At 70.3% G+C, this 19202-nt stretch carries 14 protein-coding genes, 1 pseudogene and 1 riboswitch; of the genes and pseudogenes, 8 read left to right on the plus strand and 7 right to left on the minus strand.

Annotated features, from left to right (window positions below; translation table 11 throughout):
* Positions 1-6: 6 nt before the first annotated feature.
* The 6 genes and pseudogenes from ACH35V_RS23520 to ACH35V_RS23545 form a co-directional block, all read right to left on the minus strand.
* On the minus strand, positions 7-978 hold the full coding sequence (locus tag ACH35V_RS23520) for a suppressor of fused domain protein (protein WP_395975119.1): 972 nt from the start codon (positions 976-978) through the stop codon (positions 7-9).
* Positions 979-1133: 155 nt separating this feature from the next.
* A complete protein-coding gene (metH, locus tag ACH35V_RS23525) occupies positions 1134-4736 on the minus strand; it encodes a methionine synthase (RefSeq protein ID WP_395975120.1) in 3603 nt (1200 codons plus the stop codon).
* Positions 4737-4756: 20 nt separating this feature from the next.
* Positions 4757-4835, minus strand: a riboswitch (S-adenosyl-L-homocysteine riboswitch).
* A gap of 81 nt (positions 4836-4916) precedes the next feature.
* Positions 4917-5303, minus strand: coding sequence for a DUF6221 family protein (locus ACH35V_RS23530; RefSeq protein WP_395975121.1), 387 nt, complete (start codon positions 5301-5303; stop codon positions 4917-4919).
* Positions 5304-5361: 58 nt separating this feature from the next.
* Positions 5362-6623, minus strand: a pseudogene (locus ACH35V_RS23535) (lipase family protein).
* Between the two features lie 142 nt (positions 6624-6765).
* A complete protein-coding gene (locus ACH35V_RS23540; RefSeq protein WP_395975122.1) occupies positions 6766-8910 on the minus strand; it encodes a UvrD-helicase domain-containing protein in 2145 nt (714 codons plus the stop codon).
* 89 nt (positions 8911-8999) lie between these two features.
* Positions 9000-10154 (minus strand): glycosyltransferase, encoded by a 1155-nt coding sequence (locus ACH35V_RS23545; RefSeq protein WP_395975123.1) that lies wholly within the window; start codon positions 10152-10154, stop codon positions 9000-9002.
* An 86-nt stretch (positions 10155-10240) separates the two neighbouring features.
* Here ACH35V_RS23545 and ACH35V_RS23550 point away from each other — a divergent pair, with 86 nt between their 5' ends.
* From ACH35V_RS23550 to ACH35V_RS23580, 7 genes are all read left to right on the plus strand, one after another.
* On the plus strand, positions 10241-11779 hold the full coding sequence (locus ACH35V_RS23550; RefSeq protein WP_395975124.1) for an N-6 DNA methylase: 1539 nt from the start codon (positions 10241-10243) through the stop codon (positions 11777-11779).
* On the plus strand, positions 11772-12815 hold the full coding sequence (locus tag ACH35V_RS23555) for a restriction endonuclease subunit S (RefSeq protein ID WP_395975125.1): 1044 nt from the start codon (positions 11772-11774) through the stop codon (positions 12813-12815). The genes ACH35V_RS23550 and ACH35V_RS23555 overlap by 8 nt, the downstream gene beginning before the upstream one ends.
* 252 nt (positions 12816-13067) lie before the next feature.
* On the plus strand, positions 13068-13586 hold the full coding sequence (locus ACH35V_RS23560; RefSeq protein WP_395975126.1) for an ATP-binding protein: 519 nt from the start codon (positions 13068-13070) through the stop codon (positions 13584-13586).
* On the plus strand, positions 13583-14062 hold the full coding sequence (locus ACH35V_RS23565) for an SAM-dependent methyltransferase (RefSeq protein ID WP_395975127.1): 480 nt from the start codon (positions 13583-13585) through the stop codon (positions 14060-14062). Before ACH35V_RS23560 ends, ACH35V_RS23565 begins: the two co-directional genes overlap by 4 nt.
* A 120-nt stretch (positions 14063-14182) precedes the next feature.
* Positions 14183-15229 (plus strand): hypothetical protein, encoded by a 1047-nt coding sequence (locus tag ACH35V_RS23570; protein WP_395975128.1) that lies wholly within the window; start codon positions 14183-14185, stop codon positions 15227-15229.
* A 26-nt stretch (positions 15230-15255) separates the two neighbouring features.
* Entirely contained in the window at positions 15256-16017 is a 762-nt protein-coding gene (locus tag ACH35V_RS23575) for a class I SAM-dependent methyltransferase (RefSeq protein ID WP_395975129.1), read from the plus strand.
* A 58-nt stretch (positions 16018-16075) separates the two neighbouring features.
* Positions 16076-16663: an SAM-dependent methyltransferase gene (locus ACH35V_RS23580; protein WP_395975130.1), complete on the plus strand. Its 588-nt coding sequence runs from the start codon at positions 16076-16078 to the stop codon at positions 16661-16663.
* A gap of 12 nt (positions 16664-16675) precedes the next feature.
* Here ACH35V_RS23580 and ACH35V_RS23585 read toward each other — a convergent pair whose 3' ends face one another.
* Positions 16676-17497, minus strand: a complete 822-nt coding sequence (locus tag ACH35V_RS23585; protein WP_395975131.1) for an exodeoxyribonuclease III — start codon at positions 17495-17497, stop codon at positions 16676-16678.
* Between the two features lie 395 nt (positions 17498-17892).
* Here ACH35V_RS23585 and ACH35V_RS23590 point away from each other — a divergent pair, with 395 nt between their 5' ends.
* Entirely contained in the window at positions 17893-19053 is a 1161-nt protein-coding gene (locus ACH35V_RS23590) for an FKBP-type peptidyl-prolyl cis-trans isomerase (protein ID WP_395975132.1), read from the plus strand.
* Positions 19054-19202 lie beyond the last annotated feature (149 nt).

Raw genomic sequence — 19202 nt, forward strand, 5'->3', positions numbered from 1 at the left:
CGCGCCCTACGGGACGACTTCGATGGTGAGGGCGTCGACGGTGTAGGTGCCGGGGCGAGGGCTGACCGTTTCGGCGACGGTGGTGCAGATGGTGTCCGGGAGGGTGATCTCCAGGGCCTGGTCGGTCTCGGTGTGGGCGAACGACGGGCCCGGGAGCAGGACGACGGGCGTGCCGGGGCCGCGGAGGATCAGCGGGTTGCCGTGCGGGACGCGCGCCGGCAGGACACGGGTGAGCTGCGGGATGTGCTGCGCGCCGATCTCCAGGGTGACGCCGTCTGACGTGTCCGCGTCCAGCTGGTGGAAGAAGAGGAAGCCGGTGCCGGAGCCGTCCCGCCGCGAGCCTTCGCGGACCGTCGCCGCGACGCCCGGGACGTCGGCCAGGGAGGAACGGTCCAGGTCGGTGAGCAGGACGGGCAGATGCGGCGCGAGGGCGTCGATGAGGCCCTCGACGTTCCAAGACTGGGCCGCGTGGAGCTCGCCGGTGGTGATGCCGACGAACTGGAGGAACGCGACCTCGCCTTGGGCCGTCTCCGCGCGGCCGAGTTCCGGGTCCAGCACGAGCGCTCCCGCGCGGATCGCCGAACCGGGACGGTCGGGGTCGATGGGGTTCGGGAACTCGATGTAGTGGCCCGGCTTGAAGTCGTTGCCGCTCTTGGACACGTACGACGCGAGGTTCTCCAGCTGCGCCATCGCCCAGTTCGGCGGGTTCGGCTCGTCCGGGAGGCGCGGGACGCGGAGCGTGAACTCGTAACCGCGCTCCTCGTACGGGGCGGTCAGCGCATAACCGATGAGGTGCCAGTGCGGGACCGGCTCGTCGCGGGGGTAGATCGCGATCGTGTTGGTGACGAACTGGCCCATCGGTATGGGGCTGCCCATCGGCCGGTAGGGCATCGGCGCGTCCCACTCCAAACGCTCAGCATCGCCGTACCGCGCCCGCAGCGCTCCGTCGATCGCGTTCCACCCGTGGACGTTCAGCATCGCTGTCCCCTCATTGATGACCTTGCCCCATACCGACGCGGCAAACGCGATCAAGGTTCGGCCCCCCGGAACGCAGTCTGGGCGGCCGGTAACCCGGCCACCCAGACAATGAGGTCCAGCTGCTATGAGGTGAGTCGATGGATGTTTAGGACATGTCAGGATGGGTCGTAGGCGAGGTTGGGGGCCAGCCAGCGTTCGGTTTCGGCTAGGGGGAGGCCGCAGCGGGTGGCGTAGTCCTCGATCTGGTCCTTGCCGACGCGTCCGACGGTGAAGTAGCGGGACGACGGGTGCGCGAAGATCAGGCCGCTGACGCTGGCGGCGGGGGTCATCGCGAACGACTCGGTGAGCTTCATGCCGAGGCGGTTGGCGTCCAGCAGGTCGAACAGGGTCTCCTTCAGGCTGTGGTCGGGGCTCGCCGGGTAGCCGAGCGCGGGACGGATGCCGCGGAAGCGCTCGGCGTGCAGGTCTTCCAGGACGGGGTCGGCGTCCGGCTCGAACCAGGCGCGGCGCGCCTCCAGGTGGACGTACTCGGCGAACGCCTCGGCGAGGCGGTCGGCCAGGGCCTTCACCATGATGGCCTTGTAGTCGTCGTTCTCTTCCTCGTACTTGGCGGCGAGGTCCTCGGCGCCGAGGATCGTCACGGCGAAGCCGCCGAGGTGGTCGCCGGACGGGGCGATGTAGTCGGCGAGGCAGCGGTTCGGGCGGCCGGCTGGTTTTGCGGTCTGCTGGCGGAGCATCGGGAAGCGGGCCTGCGGCAGGACGATGTCGTCGCCGTCGGAGTGCGCGGGCCAGAACCCGTAGGCGCCGTGGGCCTCGAACGACTTGTCGGCGACGATCTGGTCGAGCAGCTCGTTGCCCTCGTCGAACAGCTCGCGGGCGACGGGCTGGTCGAGGATCGCCGGGTACTTGCCCTTCAGCTCCCACGCGAGGAAGAAGAACTGCCAGTCGATCATCTCGCGGAGCGCCGTCAGGTCGGGCCGGACGACCCGGACGCCCGTGAAGTCGGGGGTCGGCAGGTCGGCGAAGTCGACCTTCTCGGGGTTCGCGCGCGCCTTCCCGATGGTGAGGAGCGGGGTGCGCTGCTTGTTCTCGTGCAGCTCGCGGAGCCTGGCCTGCTCGGCGCGGTTGGCGGTGGCGAGCGTCTCGGCGCGGCCCTCGTCGAGGAGGTCGGAGACGACGCCGACGACGCGGGACGCGTCCAGGACGTGGACCGTCGTCGCCTCATAGGCGGGCGCGATCTTCACCGCGGTGTGCTGCCGGGACGTCGTCGCGCCGCCGATCAGCAGCGGCAGCCGCAGGCCGCGGCGCTCCATCTCGGACGCGACCGAGACCATCTCGTCCAGCGACGGGGTGATCAGGCCGGACAGGCCGACGGCGTCGGCGCCCTCCGCGACGGCGGTGTCGAGGATCTTGGCGGCGGGGACCATGACGCCGAGGTCGACGACGTCGTAGTTGTTGCAGCCGAGGACGACGCCGACGATGTTCTTGCCGATGTCGTGCACGTCGCCCTTGACGGTCGCGAGGACGATCTTGCCCTGGCCGCGGTCGGACGTGACCCGCCCGGCGAGCCGGGCCTCCTCCTTCTCCGCCTCCATGAACGGCTCCAGGTAGGCGACCGAGCGCTTCATGACGCGGGCGCTCTTGACCACCTGCGGGAGGAACATCTTGCCGGAGCCGAACAGGTCGCCGACGATCTTCATGCCGTCCATCAGCGGGCCCTCGATGACGTCGAGGGGGCGGGCGGCCTGGGCGCGGGCCTCCTCGGTGTCGTCCTCGATGAAGTCGATGATGCCGTGGACGAGGGCGTGGGCGAGGCGGTCGGCGACGGGCGCGTCCCGCCAGGACAGGTCGATCTCGCGCTTGGTGCCCTTGCCCTTGACGTTCTCGGCGAACGACACGAGCCGGTCGGTCGCGTCGGGGCGGCGGTCGAACAGCACGTCCTCGACGAGTTCGAGCAGGTCGGCGGGGATGTCCTCGTAGACGGCGAGCTGCCCGGCGTTGACGATGCCCATGTCGAGGCCGGCGCGGACGGCGTGGAGCAGGAACGCCGAGTGCATCGCCTCGCGGACGACGTCGTTGCCGCGGAAGGAGAACGACAGGTTGGAGATGCCGCCGCTGGTGCGGACGCCGGGGCAGCGCTCCTTGATGAGGGGCAGCGCGTCGATGAACGCCTTCGCGTAGCCGTTGTGCTCGGAGATGCCGGTCGCGACGGCGAGGACGTTCGGGTCGAAGATGATGTCCTCGGCGGGGAAACCGGCCTTCTGGGTGAGCAGGTCGTAGGCGCGCCCGCAGATCTCGACCTTGCGCTCGGTCGTGTCGGCCTGGCCCTTCTCGTCGAAGGCCATGACGACGACGCCGGCGCCGAAGTCGCGGATGCGGCGGGCCTGCTCCAGGAACGGGCCCTCGCCCTCCTTCAGGCTGATCGAGTTGACGACGCCCTTGCCCTGGACGGTCTTCAGCCCCGCCTGCAGCACGCTCCACCGCGAGCTGTCCACCATGATCGGGATGCGGGCCACCTCGGGCTCGGTCGCGATCAGGTTCAGGAACGTCGTCATCTCCCGCTCGCTTTCGAGCAGGTCGGCGTCCATGTTGACGTCGAGGAAGTTCGCGCCGCCGCGGACCTGTTCGAGCGCCACGTCCACCGCGGCCTGGTGGTCGCCCGCCTCGATCAGCTTGCGGAACCGCTTGGAGCCGGTCACGTTGGTGCGCTCGCCGATCATGACGAAGCCGGTGTCCGCGCCGATCTCGAACGGTTCGAGGCCGCTGAAGCGGGGCGCGGCGGCGGGCCTCGCCAGTTCGCGGGGGGCCTTCTCCCGGACGGCCTCGGCGATGCGGGCGATGTGGTCCGGGCCCGTCCCGCAGCAGCCGCCGACCGCGTTGACCAGGCCGGACGCCGCGAATTCCGCGAGCTTGCGGCCCGTCTCGTCCGGGGTCTCGTCGTAGCCGCCGAACGCGTTCGGCAGGCCCGCGTTCGGATAGGACGCGACGTAGGTGCCGGCGACCCTGGCCAGCTCCTCCAGGTTCGGGCGCATCTCGTCGGCGCCCAGCGAGCAGTTCAGCCCGACGACGGTGGGCTCGGCGTGCTCGACGGAGCGCCAGAACGCCTCGACGGTCTGGCCGGACAGCGTCCGCCCGCTCAGGTCGACGATCGTCACCGAGATCCACAGCGGCAGGTGCGGGGCGACCTCGCGGGCGGCGGCGATCGCGGCCTTCGCGTTCAGCGTGTCGAAGATCGTCTCGACCAGGAGGACGTCGACGCCGCCCTCGGCGAGCCCGCCGATCTGCTCCGCGTACGTGTCCTTGACCTGGTCGAACGTGACCCTGCGGTAGGCGGGGTCGTCGACGCGGGGCGAGAGGGAGAGGGTGACGTTCAGCGGCCCGACGGAACCGGCGACGAGGCGTCCGCCCGCCTCGTCGGCGGCCTGGCGGGCCAGCCGGGCGCCCTGGACGTTCATGTCGCGGACGAGGCCCTCCAGGCCGTAGTCGGCCTGGGCGATGCTCGTCGCGGTGAACGTGTTCGTCGTGGTGATGTCGGCGCCGGCGTCGAGGTACTGCCGGTGGACGTCCAGGATCACGTCCGGGCGGGTCAGGTTCAGCAGGTCGGGGTCGCCGGTGACGTCCTTCGGATGGTCGCCGCCGATGAGGTCGCCGCGGTAGTCGCCCGGCCCGAGGCCCGCGCCCTGGAGCATCGTGCCCCACGCGCCGTCGAGGACGGCGATCCGCTGGTCCAGAAGCTCGCGAAGTTTGTTCTCGGTCATTTCCAAGCACCTCCCAGTTCTCGTGGGAGGCGCCCTTGTCGATCCGGAAGACGGGGCCGAGCGTGGCGGGCAGTGCCCGTTGCAGCGCCTCTCGGCTCCCCCAACGAGGTTACAGGCCCTCGGTCCGTTGTGTCAGGCGCGTCCCATATTGATCATCCGGCCGGGGCGCCGGGCGCCGCGTCAGGGACGCCATTCTTCCTGGTACGCGGGATGGGCGGCGTACGCGAGGGCGAGCAGGCGCAGGACGGACTCGCGGGCGGCGTGGGCGGCCTCGGCCTCCGGGGTCCGGTGGCCCTGGGCGAGGATCCACGCCTCCTTCTCGTGGCCGTCGATGATCTGGCGTGCGGCGGCCACCTGGCGCAGCGTCCGGGACGGGTCGTGGCGGGCGATGTGCTCGGCGTACGCCTCGTTCTCCGCCCTCGCCACGAAGGCGGGCTCGCCCCCGTCCTCGGCGGTGTCGGTGTTGACCGTCCCGGACGGCGCGGCCTTCCAGGGGGCGCCCGCGCACGCCTGGGCGATCTGCTCGTCCCTGGCCAGGCGGTCGCGGAGGAACTCCACTAAGTCCATAGGGCCATCCTGCCCGCTGCGGAGCCGGATGGCCCTATGTCGGTTCCGGAGACTGGAATCAGCAATTGCCGTCGGTGGGCTTGCCCGCGAACCGGTCGGCGAGGAACCTCATCGCGGCCGGTTCGCTCCAGACCATGCCGGTGACGTGCTCGGCGACCGTGTACGACCGCCACGTCACGTTCGCGCCCTTCGCGCACCACGCTCTGTGCAGGGTGTCGGCCTGCTTGAACGGGATGATCTCGTCGAAGACGGCCTGCGTCTGGAACACCGGGACGTTCGGGGCCGTCGCGCCGAGCTTGTTCTCGTCCAGGCGCCGCTGCCACTGCGGGGTGTCCAGCGGGTTGCTGGTCGTGTAGTCGCTGATCTTCCTGAACGCGGTCGTGATCAGCGTGGAAGCGCCGTCGAAGCTGACCAGGCAGACGTTCTGGGCCTTCGCCAGCAGCTCGCGGCCCCGGGCGTTGAGGTATTTGTCCAGGTCGAGTTCGGGGTAGGCGGCGTCGTAGCCGACCGCCGCCATGAGCATCAGCGCGACGAACGGCGAACCGTCCAGGCTCGCGGCGACGGCGCGCAGGTCCGCCGGGACGCCGCCGCGAAGACGCCCTTGAGTCGGAGTTCCGGCGCGTAGGACTGCGCGAGCTGCGCCGCCCAGCCCGCGGACGTCGCGCCCTGCGAGTAGCCCCAGAGCGCGACCGGGCCGCCGTCGCCGAGTCCCGCGTCCGGCAGCCGCTGCGCCGCCCGCGCCATGTTCAGGACGGCCCTGCCCTGCGAGCCGCCGACCTCGTAGGTGTGCTGCCCCGGCGTGCCCAGGCCCTCCATGTCGGTGACCGCGACGGCCCAGCCGCGTCCGAGCGCGTCGGCGATGAACAGCTCCTCGTAGTCCAGGCCCTGGGTGAGGGTGTAGGACGGGGCGCACGCGTCGCCGAGGCCCCGCGTCCCGACCGCGTAGGAGACGAGGGGACGCTCACCGCCGCCCGTCCACGCCTTCTCCGGGACGAGGACGGCGCCCGAGACGGCGACGGGCTCGCCCTGCACCGTCTCCGACCTGTAGAGGACCTGCCACGACTTGACGCCGGGATAGGGCGTCTTGCCGATCGGGTCAAGGGTGAAGACGGACGGCCGCGACCTGATGACGTCGCCGGGCCTCCCGTCCGGGAGCGGTGTGGGCGGCTTGTAGAACGGATCGTCAGAGGGAGATGGGGCGTTCTGTGGGCGGGCGGCGGCAGCGTCTTGGAGTGCCGTCGCCACCATGGCGATGCCGATACAGAACGCCAGCACCGCGCGCAGAACACGGCGGACTGTGATGGACGGTGTGACGGCCATGTCCGTGACCCTTCGTCATCCCCCATGCCGTCCGAGTGACGGCCATCCGACCGTACTTCAATTGGACTTCGCATCCAATGAAGGTCGGGACGCAACGCCGGCAGCTGTTTTATCTGCTTCTGACAAACAGGCGGCGGGGCGGTCAGCGAGGGGTCGCGACCGAGCCGAGCCAGAGCAGATCACGGGCCCGGGTCATCGCGACGAAGAGCTGACGCCGCGCCAGCTGGGAACGCTCCTGGCCGGCGGGGTCCTCCGGGGCGCTCGGGATCGCGGCGGTGACGTCGGCGTCGTGGTGCGGCAGGAAGACCTGCTTGAACTCAAGGCCCTTGGCGCGACGGTAGGTGCCGAGCTTGACGGCCTCGACGGGACGCCCGTCGTAGCGCTCCAGCCGCAGGACGGGGATCCCGGCGCGGCTCAGGCGGCGGTGGTAGTGGTCGATGTCGCGGCGCGACCGGCACAGGACCGCCGCGCCGGCCAGCGACGGCGTCCCGTCCGGGGCGGTCAGGTCGTTGATCGCTGCGATGAGGCGGCGGTCGTGGTCGGCGGCGTCGGCGGCGTCCACGCGGAGGACCAGGCCGTCGTGGTAGGTCGCGTCCACCGTCCGGCGGCCGTTCGGGCTCGGCCCCTCCAGGTCGTCGAACGGGTCGCCGGAGACCAGCTCCAGCGCGGTCTCCAGGATCGTCGCGGCGTTGCGGTAGTTGGTCCGCAGCACCGCCCCGCGGCCCTTGATCCGGATCCCGGCGTCGGCGAGCCTGAACCCGCCCGGATACACCGCCTGCTGGCCGTCGCCGATGAGCAGCAGCCCGTTGGGGCCGTCCCCCACGAGGGCGTGCAGCAGCCGGACGCCGGTGAGCGTGAGGTCCTGGACCTCGTCCACGATCACCGCCGTGTAGGGAGGTCCCACGGGACGCTCGGTCAGTTCGGCGAGCGCCGCCAGCAGGACGTCGTTGAAGTCGCAGACGCCGCGTTCGGCGAGCAGCAGCTCGTACTCCTCGTACAGCAGCCAGACCGCCTCGCGGTGCGCCGTCCGCAGGGCGGTGCGGCGGCCCGGCCGCGCGACCGTGCGGTACTCCTCCAGGGACGTCAGGCCGCGTCCCTTGATCACGTAGTCGATCTCCTCCCGCCAGTAGCCGGGCGTGGCGTCGATCTCCAGGAGGACGCTGTCGCGGCCCGCGCTCACCCAGGCGCGGGAGAAGGCGTCGTCGGCGCGGCTGCCGTCGAGGTCGAGGCGGACGCCGCGGCCGTCCAGGAACGTCCGGGCCCACGTGTGGAGGCTGGTGAACTCGACGCGTCCGGCGAACGCGCCCGCCATCGTCGCGAACAGGCGGCACTGCACCCGCGGCAGGTTGTTGGCGAACGTGACGTACAGGATGCGGCCGGTCGTGCGTCCGGCCAGGTGAGCCGCCCGGTGCAGGCCCACGACGGTCTTGCCGGTGCCGGCGGGGCCGCTGATGCGCGCGGGTCCGCTCCAGTCGCGCCGGACGATCGACACCTGGTCCGGGTGCAGGAACGTCATCCACCGCTCGATGGGCGCCTGGAGCACCGACTTCGTCGCGGCGCGCTCCACGTCCTCGACGTCGAACAGCGCGTCGTCCGCCCCGGGTCGGCCGGGCGGCGCTGGCGAGCCGGGCGGCGCGGACGCGGCGGGCGTGGTGGGCGTGGTGGGCGGCGCGGCCGGGGTGGCGGGCTCGTCGAGGGACGTCAAGGCGTGTTCGCGGAAGTGCTCCGCCAGGTGCCCGGACATCGCGCGGATCATCGCCGGCTGGAGCTGGTCCCGCTCCCCGAGCAGCGCGGGGATGGCGTCCATGCGGCCCAGCAGGCGGACGCCGCCCACCCGCGCGTCGAGCCGGTGCCCGGCGAAGATCATCAGGGGCTTCAGCGCGACCGGCGACATGCCCAGGTCGGCCGCGTGCTCCTCGACCGTCCGGGTCAGGTTCAGGAGCTTGCCGACCTCGCCGTCGCGGGGTTCCGCGCCGCAGTGGAGGCGGCCGCCGACGACGGCGGGCGGGTCGCGCCACCGCTTGACGTCGATGACGAACACGCCGGGCGGCCCGATCAGGATCATGTCGACGTTCGCGGCGGACGTCCCGGGCCACTCCCGGTCGACGAGGAGCTGCCAGCCGGTGGCGGTGAGGGACATCAGCGTGGCGGCGACCTGCCGCTCGGCCTCCCCCGCGGCCTCCCAGCGGGCCGCCTGCCGGTGCGCCTCCCGGGAGAGGCGCTGCAGCCTCAGCGCCTCCTCGCGGATGCGGCGCGCCCGTTCCCCCGCCGATCCGCCGGCCGCCATCGCCCACCCCTGTCAAAAAGGTACGGAGTACTACACATAGCAACAATGATTGCCGCGCGACACCCCCTTTTATGGAGCCGTCCGGCCCTTTATGGAGCCGTCCGGCCCTTCCAGGCGCCGCCCTTGCCGGTGCGGTGCCTGCGGGCCGAGTCGACGGTCATGGCCGCGTACATGAGGGCCACGAGGGGCAGGGCCGGGGCGCGCAAGGGTGACAGGCAGTAGAAGCGCAGCATGGGGGTGTAGGTGGCCGCCATGATCGTCCAGGCGAGGAGGCCGGTCGTGGTGGTGAGCGCGGCGGTTTTCGCGCCGAGGGCCAGGCCGATCAGGCCCGCCAGGGTCGCGGCGGGCGGGACCGCGTACATCAGGAGCAGGGTCAGGACGGTGCCCGCCAGCAGGGCCGGTGAGTAGCGGAGCTGGTGGTAGGCGCTGCGGGCGACCATCGTCCACAGGTCGGACAGGCGGGGATAGGGACGGCGGCTGACGACGTCGCGGCTCAGGTCGAGGCGGCATCGTCCGCCGTCGCGCTTGATGAGGCGTCCGAGGGCCACGTCGTCGATCAGTGCGTTCTTGATGGCCGCGAGCCCGCCCGCGTACGCGAGGGCGGCGCGGCGGACGAGCATGCAACCGCCTGCTGCGGCGGCCGTGCGCGTCCCGTCGCGGGTGACGCGGCGGAACGGGTAGAGCTGTGCGAAGAAATACACGAAGGCGGGGACGAGAGCGCGTTCCCAGCCCGTGCGGGTGCTGAGCGTCGCCATCTGCGAAACGAGAGTGCGCTCTTCGGACGTCGCGGCGCGGACGAGTTTCGTCACGGTCCCGGGGGCGTAGGCGATGTCGGCGTCGGTGAACAGAAGGAATTCGGGTTCGCCCGCCGCCCGGACGCCTTCCGACATCGCCCAGACCTTGCCCGCCCAGCCATCGGGACGGTCCTTCGCGCGCACGACGCGGAAATTCGCCTGATCGCGCGCGAGGTGTTCCGCGGTGTCGGCGGTCCCGTCGCTGCTTCCGTCATCGACCAGGACAACGGTGAAATCGCCCGGATATCGCTGTGTCAGCAGGGTTGGCAGAGTTTCCGGAAGCACGGCCGCCTCGTCGCGGGCCGGGACGACGGCCACCACGTCCGGCCATTCGGGCGGGTCCGTGCCGGGCGGGAGCAGCGGGCCGGTCTTCCAGAAACCGCCGTGGCCGAGGGCCAGGTACAGCCATCCCACCAGCGCGGCCAGTGCCAGAACGCCCAGGACCACCACGCCCGCAGCCTCGCACCGGATCGCGGCGCGCGTCCAACACGCGCGACGTGGCGTGGCGGATGCGCCCGGCGCGGGAGAATCGGCCCATGAGCACTGACCCGGACCTCAAGGAGGTTCTCTGGAAGGCCGCCGACAAGCTGCGGGGATCCGTGGACGCGGCGCATTACCGGGACTTCGTGCTGGGGCTCGTGTTCCTCAAGTATGTGTCCGACTCGTCGGGCGACGGCGCCTTCCGGGTGCCGCGCGGGGCGCGGTGGGCGGACATCGCCGCGCAGGCCCATTCGGGGACGATCGGCGCGACGATCGATGCGGCCATGGACGCGGTCATGCGCGCCAATCCCCCGCTCGCCGGAGTCCTTCCGAAGCCTTTCGGACGGGACGAGGTCGACCAGCGCCGCCTCGGCGAACTGGTCGGACTGATCGGCGATGTGCGGTTCGCCGGGCACGGCGGGGATCGCGGGCAGGGTGGGCGGGGTGGCCAAGCCGGGCGGGGCGGCCAGAGTGGAAAATCCGCGCGTGATGTGCTCGGTGAGGTCTACGAATACTTTCTGGAGAAGTTCGCGCGGGCCGAAGGGAAGCGCGGCGGGGAGTTTTACACGCCGTCCAGTGTGGTGAAGGTTCTGGTCGAGATTCTGGAGCCGTTCAAAGGGCGCGTGTACGACCCTTGCTGCGGTTCGGGCGGCATGTTCGTGCAGGCGGAGAAGTTCGTCCTCAGCCATCGAGGGCGGCTGGATGACATAGCCGTCCACGGGCAGGAGGCCAATGAGCGAACGTGGCGGCTGGCAAAGATGAACCTGGCCGTTCACGGGATCTCCGGAGACCTTTCCGCACGGTGGGCCGACACCTTTTACGAGGACGCCCATCCGGAACTCCAGGCTGATTATGTGCTCGCGAATCCGCCATTCAACATGTCGGACTGGTACCGGGATCCCGGTGACTCGCGTTGGCGCTTCGGAGTTCCGCCCGCGACGAACGCGAATTTCGCCTGGATACAGCACATCGTCGCCAAACTCGGCCCTGCGGGCACCGCGGGCGTGGTGATGGCGAACGGGTCGATGTCGTCCAGGCAGTCGGCCGAACGCGGCATTCGCGCCGCGATGGTGGAGGCCGATCTGGTGTCGTGCGTCGTCGCGTTGCCGGGCCAGCTTTTCCGGAGCACGCCCATTCCCGCGTGCCTCTGGTTCCTCGATAAGGGAAAGACCGCACGGAATCAGGTCCTGTTCATCGACGCACGCGGCATGGGCACGATGATCGACCGCACCGAACGCGTCTTCACCAGCGCCGACATCGCCAGGATCGCCGGTACGTACCGTTCCTGGCGGGACGGCTCGCACTCCGACGTACCGGGGTTCTGCCACGCCGCCGGGCTGGACGAGATCCGCTCCCACGACCACGTCCTCACCCCGGGACGCTATGTAGGGACGGCCAAGGCGACCGCCGGCGCTGCGGGCGACGAACCCCTTTCCGACAAGGTCGAGCGCCTCACCAAGGAGTTGTTCGCGCAGTTCGAGGAGTCGGCGCGGCTCGACCAAGTCGTCCGCGCCGAACTGGCCCGCCAGGACGAACGCCTGGACGAACACCTGGACGGACGCCCGGGAAGCGCGGACGGACTCCTGGATGAGTGACGGGCACGTGAGACTGGGCGAGCTCGTCACGTTCTCGAACGGAAAGTCACACGCCACTGGTCAGGGCACGTCCTACGAGACCTACGGCGCCAATGGGGTCATCGGCGCGTCCGAGCGCTACAACGCCGAAGCCCACGCCACCATTGTCGGACGGGTCGGGTCGTACTGCGGCGCCGTCCATTACAGCCGGGACCGCTGCTGGGTCACCGACAACGCCATCATCGCCACGGCGAAGGACGGCGTGAACCCGCGCTACGTCTACTACCTGCTCAAAAGGCTCGACCTGAACCGGTACCGGATCGGCTCGGGCCAGCCGCTGCTGACACAGGCCATTCTGAGCCGGCTCGCCGTCGCCCGGATGACCCGCGCGGAGCAGGACGCGGCGGCGTCCGTCCTCACCGCCCTCGACGACAAGATCGCCGCGAACGGCCGCATCGCGGCGACGGCGGACGAGCTCGTCCGCGCCCGCTACGAGGAACTGGCAGCCGCGGCGACGGCGACGATCCGGATAGAGCGCCTGGGGTCGCTGGTCCGGGCGAACATCCCGCCCGACCGGATACCCCGGGACGCGAACTACATCGCCCTCGAACACATGCCGAAACGCCACATGTGGCTCACGTCGTGGACGGATTCGTCCAACGTGATCAGCGCGAAGCGACGATTCGCGCCCGGCGATGTGCTCTTCGGAAAGCTCCGCCCCTATTTCCACAAGGCCGGTCTCGCGTTCGTCGGCGGCATCGCCTCGACCGATATTCTCATCGTCCGCCCGAAGCAGGACGTCTACCGGGGCTGGCTCCTCGCGGCGCTGTCGAGCGACGAGGTGGTGGCGCACGCGTCCGCGGTCGGCGACGGCACGAGAATGCCGCGCGCGAAATGGCCTGACCTCGCCGCCCATGAGATTCCCTGGCCGGACGCGCACGCGCGCGGATTCAACGAGTTCGTCAAACCCCTGGCCAGGCGAGTGGAAGCCGCCGCGGCCGAGAACAGGACGCTGGCGCGCCTGCGCGACACTCTTCTGCCCCGGCTCATTCCTTAATGAAATCGTGATCAGCGGCGGCGGGTCGCCCGGCCTGCCGACGTCCGTCCGCCGCCGCGTGCCGGAACCGGGACCGATGGTGAGTATTCGCAGCGTGCGGCAAGGCCCTTGCATGCGCGCAAGAGCCGGTGACTGGCCCACGTGCGGTACGTCAGAGTGTGTGTTGTTTCACTCCCACGTCCACTTCTTCCACAGGCCGAAGAACACATGTTCGCATACAGCCCGACACGGAGACGTGAAGCCAACGCCGCCATGAACGCATCTGACGCGTGGTCAGGGACGCCTGTGCTCGTCCCGGCGCCCGCACCTTCGCTTGAGCTCGGAATCCCGTCCGCGTGGAACAACGGCAAGTCCTGCGGACGGCTCATCGGCGAGATCGACCTCGCCGCCACCCCGGCCGCCGTGCGGCTCGCGAGGTCCTACGTCAGGGAACTCGTCGGGCAGCATTTCGGCGCCGACCGGACCGAACTCGGCGACCTGGAACTGCTCACCAGCGAGGCCATGACCAATTCGGTGCTGCACGCGAGGCCGCGCCCGGACGGGACGATCACGCTGTCCGTCATGCACCTCGACCGGTACGTCCGCGTCGAGGTGACCGACGGCGGAGCCGCGCCCGGCCAGCCGCGTGCGCCCAAGGAGCCCCTGCCGGTGCACGGGCGGGGACTCCTTCTCATGAAGGCGCTCGCCACCGATTTCGGCACCCACCGGAGCAAGAACGGGGCGACGTTCTGGTTCGGCGTGGGCGTCCGGGAAGGGTGGCGACTGCCGTGACGCTGGGGCCGGCGCCGAGCCTGACCGAACGGTCAGCGCCCGGCCCGCGGGAGGACGAGGCGGACGCCCGCGGGCCGCTGCTCAACGCGCCGGCCCCCGGCGTCGCCCGTCCGGACGGCACCCGTCCGGACGACACTCATCCGTACGGCGACCGCCGGTACGGCAACCGTCCGTACGGCGCTCATCCGTACGGCACCGACCTCGGCGGCGAGGGCACCTACGCCGCCGGCCGGGAACCCGCCGAAGGGGCGCCGCGCAGGTGCTCGATCGCGGGCCGGCTCGTCCAGGCGAACAGGGGCTTCCTGGACCACGCCGCCGCGCCGCGCGCCCAGCACACCGGGCTGCGGCGGTTCCCGGACCTTGGTTGCGGGCTCCCCGCGCCCGCCAACCTCGGCCGCACCGCCACCGCCGACCCAGACGACACCGCTGACCCAGACGACACCGCTGACCTCGGCGACACCGCGCGGACGGAGTGACCGCCCGCCATGCTCTCCGTCGTCGATGACAGAACGAACACAACCGCCGCCACCTCGCGCGCCATGTCCGGCGCTTCGGTACGATCGAAGCACCAACAAGTGCCACATCTAGGGCGAGCGATGACCGCGGACGGCGAGCCGAAGTCACTCTCCGAGATCACCAAGGACATGGGTCTCAACATGTCCGACGTCGCGGCCTTCTCCGGGCTCGACGAGAGCACTGTGTTCCGCCTGTGGGACAACGTCGAATGGCTCGACCGGGTGAGCGGACGTTCCCTGCAGAGCCTGATGTCGTCCATCCCGGGAATCGCCGAATACTCGATGTCGCACGCCGTCCACAAAAGACGCGACATCCTCATCGGCGACCTGCACGACGTCGGGCTCTCCGTGAACCTGTCCGCGCTGGAGAACTCGCCCGTCCCGCAGCAGCATCTGCTGAACGCGCTGGAGGCGGCGCTGTGCGTCGTCCGCGGCGAGCCGACGCAGAAGACGTCGTCCTTCATCGCCCGCTTCTGGGGAAACGAGCCGGACCGCGCGCTCGAGCTCATCTATTCCGACGAGCCGGGCCGGGGAATCCTGCACGACCCGCAGATCCTCCGGGACTCCTCGGTCGATCTGGCCCCCCGCCTGCACCGCAAGACGTACTCGTTCCATTCCATCCTGGCGGTCAACGTCATCGCGCACCAGGTCAGCAAGGTGACCGACGCGATCGAGGCCGATCTCGGCTCCAACGTCCCGGCCCGGCAGAGCGCGTTCATGACGCGCGGCGTCGTCATGGGCATCCTGATCAACTCCGACGACGTCGAACTCGCGGAGCGGTACCGCAGGGAGCTGGAGACGACGCCGCTGTATACGGCGCTGGAGGAATGGGCATTCCCGACCTACGCCCGGGACAGCCGTCTGAGCAGTGATTTCACCCTGCCGAGCTCCCTGTCGCTGCGCAATACGGCCACCGAGGTGTTACGCGAGATCGCGGTGTACAACGACGCCTACTTCTACTACCTGGTGTCGACGTACATCCCGCTCGCGCTGAAACGCGACCCGGCGTTCGGGGGCAAGATCGTCGAGCTGATCCAGGCATTGGAACTGCGCGGGGTCGATTGCCGGGACCGAAGGATCAGACAGACGTGCAACGCGCTGGTTCGGCAGCTCAAGGGCACCGTCTGAACCAGCTTCTGGAGAATGGGGAGCCGGTGGAGGACACGGCGCAGGCCATCGCCAATCTTACGCAGGAACGATGGGAGGCCAACGCGGAGTACTGGGTCAAGGTCATCAGGGAGCGCCGCGACCGGTACCGGACGGAGTTGACCGACGCCGCCGTCCTCGACGCCATCGGCCCCGCCGGGGGGTTGCGCGTCCTGGACGCGGGCTGCGGCGAGGGGTACCTCTCCCGCACATTGGCCGCCGGCGGCGCGGACGTCGACGGCATCGACGCCTGCCAGAGCCTGGTCGACGCGGCGGCCTCGCACCCGTCGCCGGAGGGGGCGGCCAGGTTCACCTACGCCAGCGTCGACGACCTGCCCTTCGAGGACGGGACGTTCGACCTGGTCGTCTGCAACCACCTGTTCAGCCACCTGCCGGACCCGACCGACGCGCTCCGCGAGATCGCCCGGGTCCTGAAGAGCGGCGGGCGGCTGATCCTGCTGACCCTGCACCCCTGCTTCTACGTGGAGCACTCGGAGCGGGGCGCGACGGCCAGCATCCCGGCGGCGCAGTACTTCGCGTCCCGCGGGATCGACCAGCGCTTCCTGGTGGACGGGCTCGAATCACCCTCGATGGTGACATCGTGGCTCAGGCCACTGGAGTTCTATGCTGGAACGCTCCGAGACGCCGGATTCGTCATCGCCGACCTGCGCGAGCCGCACCCGACGGAAGAGATGATGCGGGACGACCCGTGGTGGCGCAGGGGCTTCCCGACGGCGATGTTCATCCTCCTCACCGCAGAACTCCGCTAGGAACAGACGGCGGGGCTAAGAAACAGACGGCGGGACGGCCGGGCGTAGAGTCGGCCGCATGGACGATGTGCCACCGGACCTGGCCGGGCATCCGGACAGGCTCCGGTGGAACGCCAAATACGGGGACGCTCCGCCGCTGACGGCCGTCCATCCGCTGGCGGAGCGGGCGCTGTCGCTCGACCTGCCGGACGGCGGCGTGCTCGATCTGGCGTCCGGGCCGTCCGGCAGTGCCCTGCGCGCCGCCGAGGCCGGCCGGGCGGTCACGGCCGTGGACGTCTCCGAGGTCGCGCTCGGACGACTCGGCGCCGAGGCGTCGCGCCGCGGACTCGGCTCGCTGATCACACTCGTCCAGGCGGACCTGGGCGCATGGCGGCCGCCGGGCCCCGGATACGCGCTCGTCCTTTGCACGGGCTTCTGGGACCGCGCCGTGTTCGACCGCGCGGCCCGTGCCGTCCTGGACGGCGGCGCGCTGGCCTGGGAGGCGTTCACCGAGGACGCGCGACGCGACCGGCCCGGCCTGCCCGCCGAATGGTGCCTTGCCGCCGAAGAGCCCGCCTCACTCCTTCCCCGCGGCTTCACCGTCCTCCAGCAGGACGACGTCCCGGACGCGGGCAAACGCCGCTTCCTCGCCCGCAGAACGAGCTGACGAGCTGCCGAGCTAGTCGAGGTCGACGACGACGGGAGCGTGGTCGGACGGCCCCTTGCCCTTCCGCGCCTCCCGATCGACATAGGCCGAGCGGACACGCCCGGCGACGTCCTCGCCGGCATAGAAAAGGTCGATCCGCATCCCCATGTTCTTGTGGAACATTCCAGCCCGATAGTCCCAATATGTGAATGGATGAGGGCCCTTCATGGGGGTCGGGACCACGTCGTGGAGGCCCAGGGCCAGGAGGTCGGCTAGGGCCTGGCGTTCGGGCGGGGTGACGTGCGTGGAGCCGATGAACACGGCCGGGTCCCAGACGTCCTCGTCCGTGGGGGCCACGTTGTAGTCGCCGCACGCGACCAGCGGCGTCCCGGCGGCCAGTTCGGCGGCCAGCGCGTCGCGGAGCGCCGCGAACCAGGCGAGCTTGTAGACGTAGTGGGCGGAGTCGGGCGTCCGGCCGTTCGGCGCGTACAGCGACCAGACCCGGACGCCGCCGCACGTGGCGCCGATCGCGCGGGCCTCCGGCGTCAGCAGGACGGGCTCGGTCAGCTTGGTCTGCGGATCGTCGGTACCGCCCTCGTACACCGGTTCGCCGGGGAAGCTGTTGGAGACGTCCTCGATCCCGACCTTGGAGAGGACGGCCACGCCGTTCCAGCGGCCGTCGCCGTGCGCCGCCGTGGCGTAGCCGAGCTCCTCGACCTCGGCGGCCGGGAACTGGTCCGCGCGGCATTTGGTCTCCTGGAGGCAGACGACGTCAGGCGCGGTCTCGTCCAGCCAGGCGAGGAGGCGGGGCAGGCGGGCCTTGACGGAGTTGACGTTCCACGTCGCGAGGCGCATCCTCCCAGCCTGCCACCTCGCGGTGGCGGACGGGCGTGAGCGTTAGGGGCGGCGGGGTATTCTGGCGGTCCCCCCGCCCTAGGCGCACGGCCCTTCGGGGGCCGGGTGACCGGTAGGTTGCGAGTCGGCCCCGTCCCTGTCACGCGGCGCCCTTCCAAGCCGCGTGACCGGTACATTGCGGGTCGGCCCGTCCCGGTCGCACGGTGCCACGCAAGGCCGCGTGACCGATAGATTGCGGGTTGGCCCGTCCCAGTCATCGGGGGCCTTACAGAGGCCCGCGTGACCGGTAGATTGCGGGTCGGCCTATTTTGCGCGGTTTTCACGCTGTGCTTAGACCGACCCTGGAAGGGTGGTCACTTCCGTGATGTCGTCGAACCCGGAGCGAGTGAGGAATCATGTCCGAGGATGACAAGCCCGGGGGCAAGCCGGCGATCAAGGCGAAGGCGAAGATCCCGAACGCCAAGAACATCCGCTCCCCGGAATTCACCCCGCACGGCATCAGCGCCGGACGCGGCAGCGGGCTCAACCGGCCGTCCGCGCCGTCCGCGCTGACCGCCAAGCAGGCGCGCAAGCGGCGGACCCTGATGATCGCGGGTCTGGTGGTGGTCGCGCTGGCGATCTCCGGCGGCGTCGTGTGGTGGGTGAACCGGCCCGGGCCCGAGATCAAGGTGACCGGGAAGTTCGCATCCGAGCCGAAGGTCGACATTCCCACCGATCTCGCGCCGGAGGGCAAGCGCAAGGCGACCGTCCCGATCCGGGGCACCGGTCCCAAGATCGCCAACGGCGACGCGCTGTACGTCCAGTACGCCTTCTACCAGTGGTCCAAGGACAAGGACGAAGAGGACAGCTCCAAGCAGAGCACGAGCAAGCAGCTCGGGTCGTCCTACAAGCAGGAGGCGCAGGGCCAGCCGACGCGCCCGCTCGTCGTCGGCAAGAGCGGCATCAAGGGCTTCGACCAGGGCATGGTCGGCCAGACGGCCGGCAGCCGGGTCGTCCTGCAGATCCCGCCGTCCGAGGGCTTCGGCAAGGACGGCGCGCAGCTCGGGCTCAGCGGCAGCGACTGGGTCGTCTTCGTCGTGGACGTCCAGGCCGTCGTCCCCAAGAGCCCCGCCCCGCAGGGGACGAAGAAGGAGCTCACCGACAAGAAGCTGCCGAAGGTCGAGGACCAGGGGGCCGGCAAGGCGCCCAAGGTCACGATCCCCAAGGGCGAGGACGCGCCGAAGAAGCTCGAGGTCAAGACCCTCGTCGAGGGCACCGGCCCGGCGCTCGCCAAGGGCGACGAGGCGGTCGTCAACTACCAGGGCAAGATCTGGGACACCGGCAAGGAGTTCGACTCCAGCTGGGCGCAGGGCGGCTCGCCCGCCAAGTTCCCGATCGGCACCGGCGGCACCGTCCCGGGCTTCGACAAGGGCCTCACCGGCGCGAAGATCGGCAGCCGCCTGCTGCTGATCCTGCCGCCGGCCGAGGGCTACGGCAAGAAGGGCAGCCCGCCGAGCATCAAGGGCGACGACACCCTGGTGTTCGTCGTGGACATCATCGCCAAGATCCAGAAGTGACGCGGGCGCGGCACGGCCGCGGCGCGTGAGCGCGTGAGAGGGGCGGGGACCCGGCCGGGTCCCCGCCCTTCGGCGTTTCCAGAAAGTTCACGGTGCGGCATCCGCCCACGACAACCGGGGAGGCGCAATACCCGTCCTCCTATTGGGAA

The sequence above is a fragment of the Actinomadura sp. 1N219 genome, assembly GCF_044326405.1.
Classification (GTDB): domain Bacteria; phylum Actinomycetota; class Actinomycetes; order Streptosporangiales; family Streptosporangiaceae; genus Spirillospora.

Coding starts and splice junctions, on each gene's coding strand:
- ACH35V_RS23520 (WP_395975119.1), bottom strand. CDS start 978: ATGCTGAACGTCCACGGGTGGAACGCGATCGACGGAGCGCTGCGGGCG.
- metH (WP_395975120.1), bottom strand. CDS start 4,736: ATGACCGAGAACAAACTTCGCGAGCTTCTGGACCAGCGGATCGCCGTC.
- ACH35V_RS23530 (WP_395975121.1), bottom strand. CDS start 5,303: ATGGACTTAGTGGAGTTCCTCCGCGACCGCCTGGCCAGGGACGAGCAG.
- ACH35V_RS23540 (WP_395975122.1), bottom strand. CDS start 8,910: ATGGCGGCCGGCGGATCGGCGGGGGAACGGGCGCGCCGCATCCGCGAG.
- ACH35V_RS23550 (WP_395975124.1), top strand. CDS start 10,241: ATGAGCACTGACCCGGACCTCAAGGAGGTTCTCTGGAAGGCCGCCGAC.
- ACH35V_RS23555 (WP_395975125.1), top strand. CDS start 11,772: ATGAGTGACGGGCACGTGAGACTGGGCGAGCTCGTCACGTTCTCGAAC.
- ACH35V_RS23560 (WP_395975126.1), top strand. CDS start 13,068: ATGAACGCATCTGACGCGTGGTCAGGGACGCCTGTGCTCGTCCCGGCG.
- ACH35V_RS23570 (WP_395975128.1), top strand. CDS start 14,183: ATGACCGCGGACGGCGAGCCGAAGTCACTCTCCGAGATCACCAAGGAC.
- ACH35V_RS23580 (WP_395975130.1), top strand. CDS start 16,076: ATGGACGATGTGCCACCGGACCTGGCCGGGCATCCGGACAGGCTCCGG.
- ACH35V_RS23585 (WP_395975131.1), bottom strand. CDS start 17,497: ATGCGCCTCGCGACGTGGAACGTCAACTCCGTCAAGGCCCGCCTGCCC.
- ACH35V_RS23590 (WP_395975132.1), top strand. CDS start 17,893: ATGTCCGAGGATGACAAGCCCGGGGGCAAGCCGGCGATCAAGGCGAAG.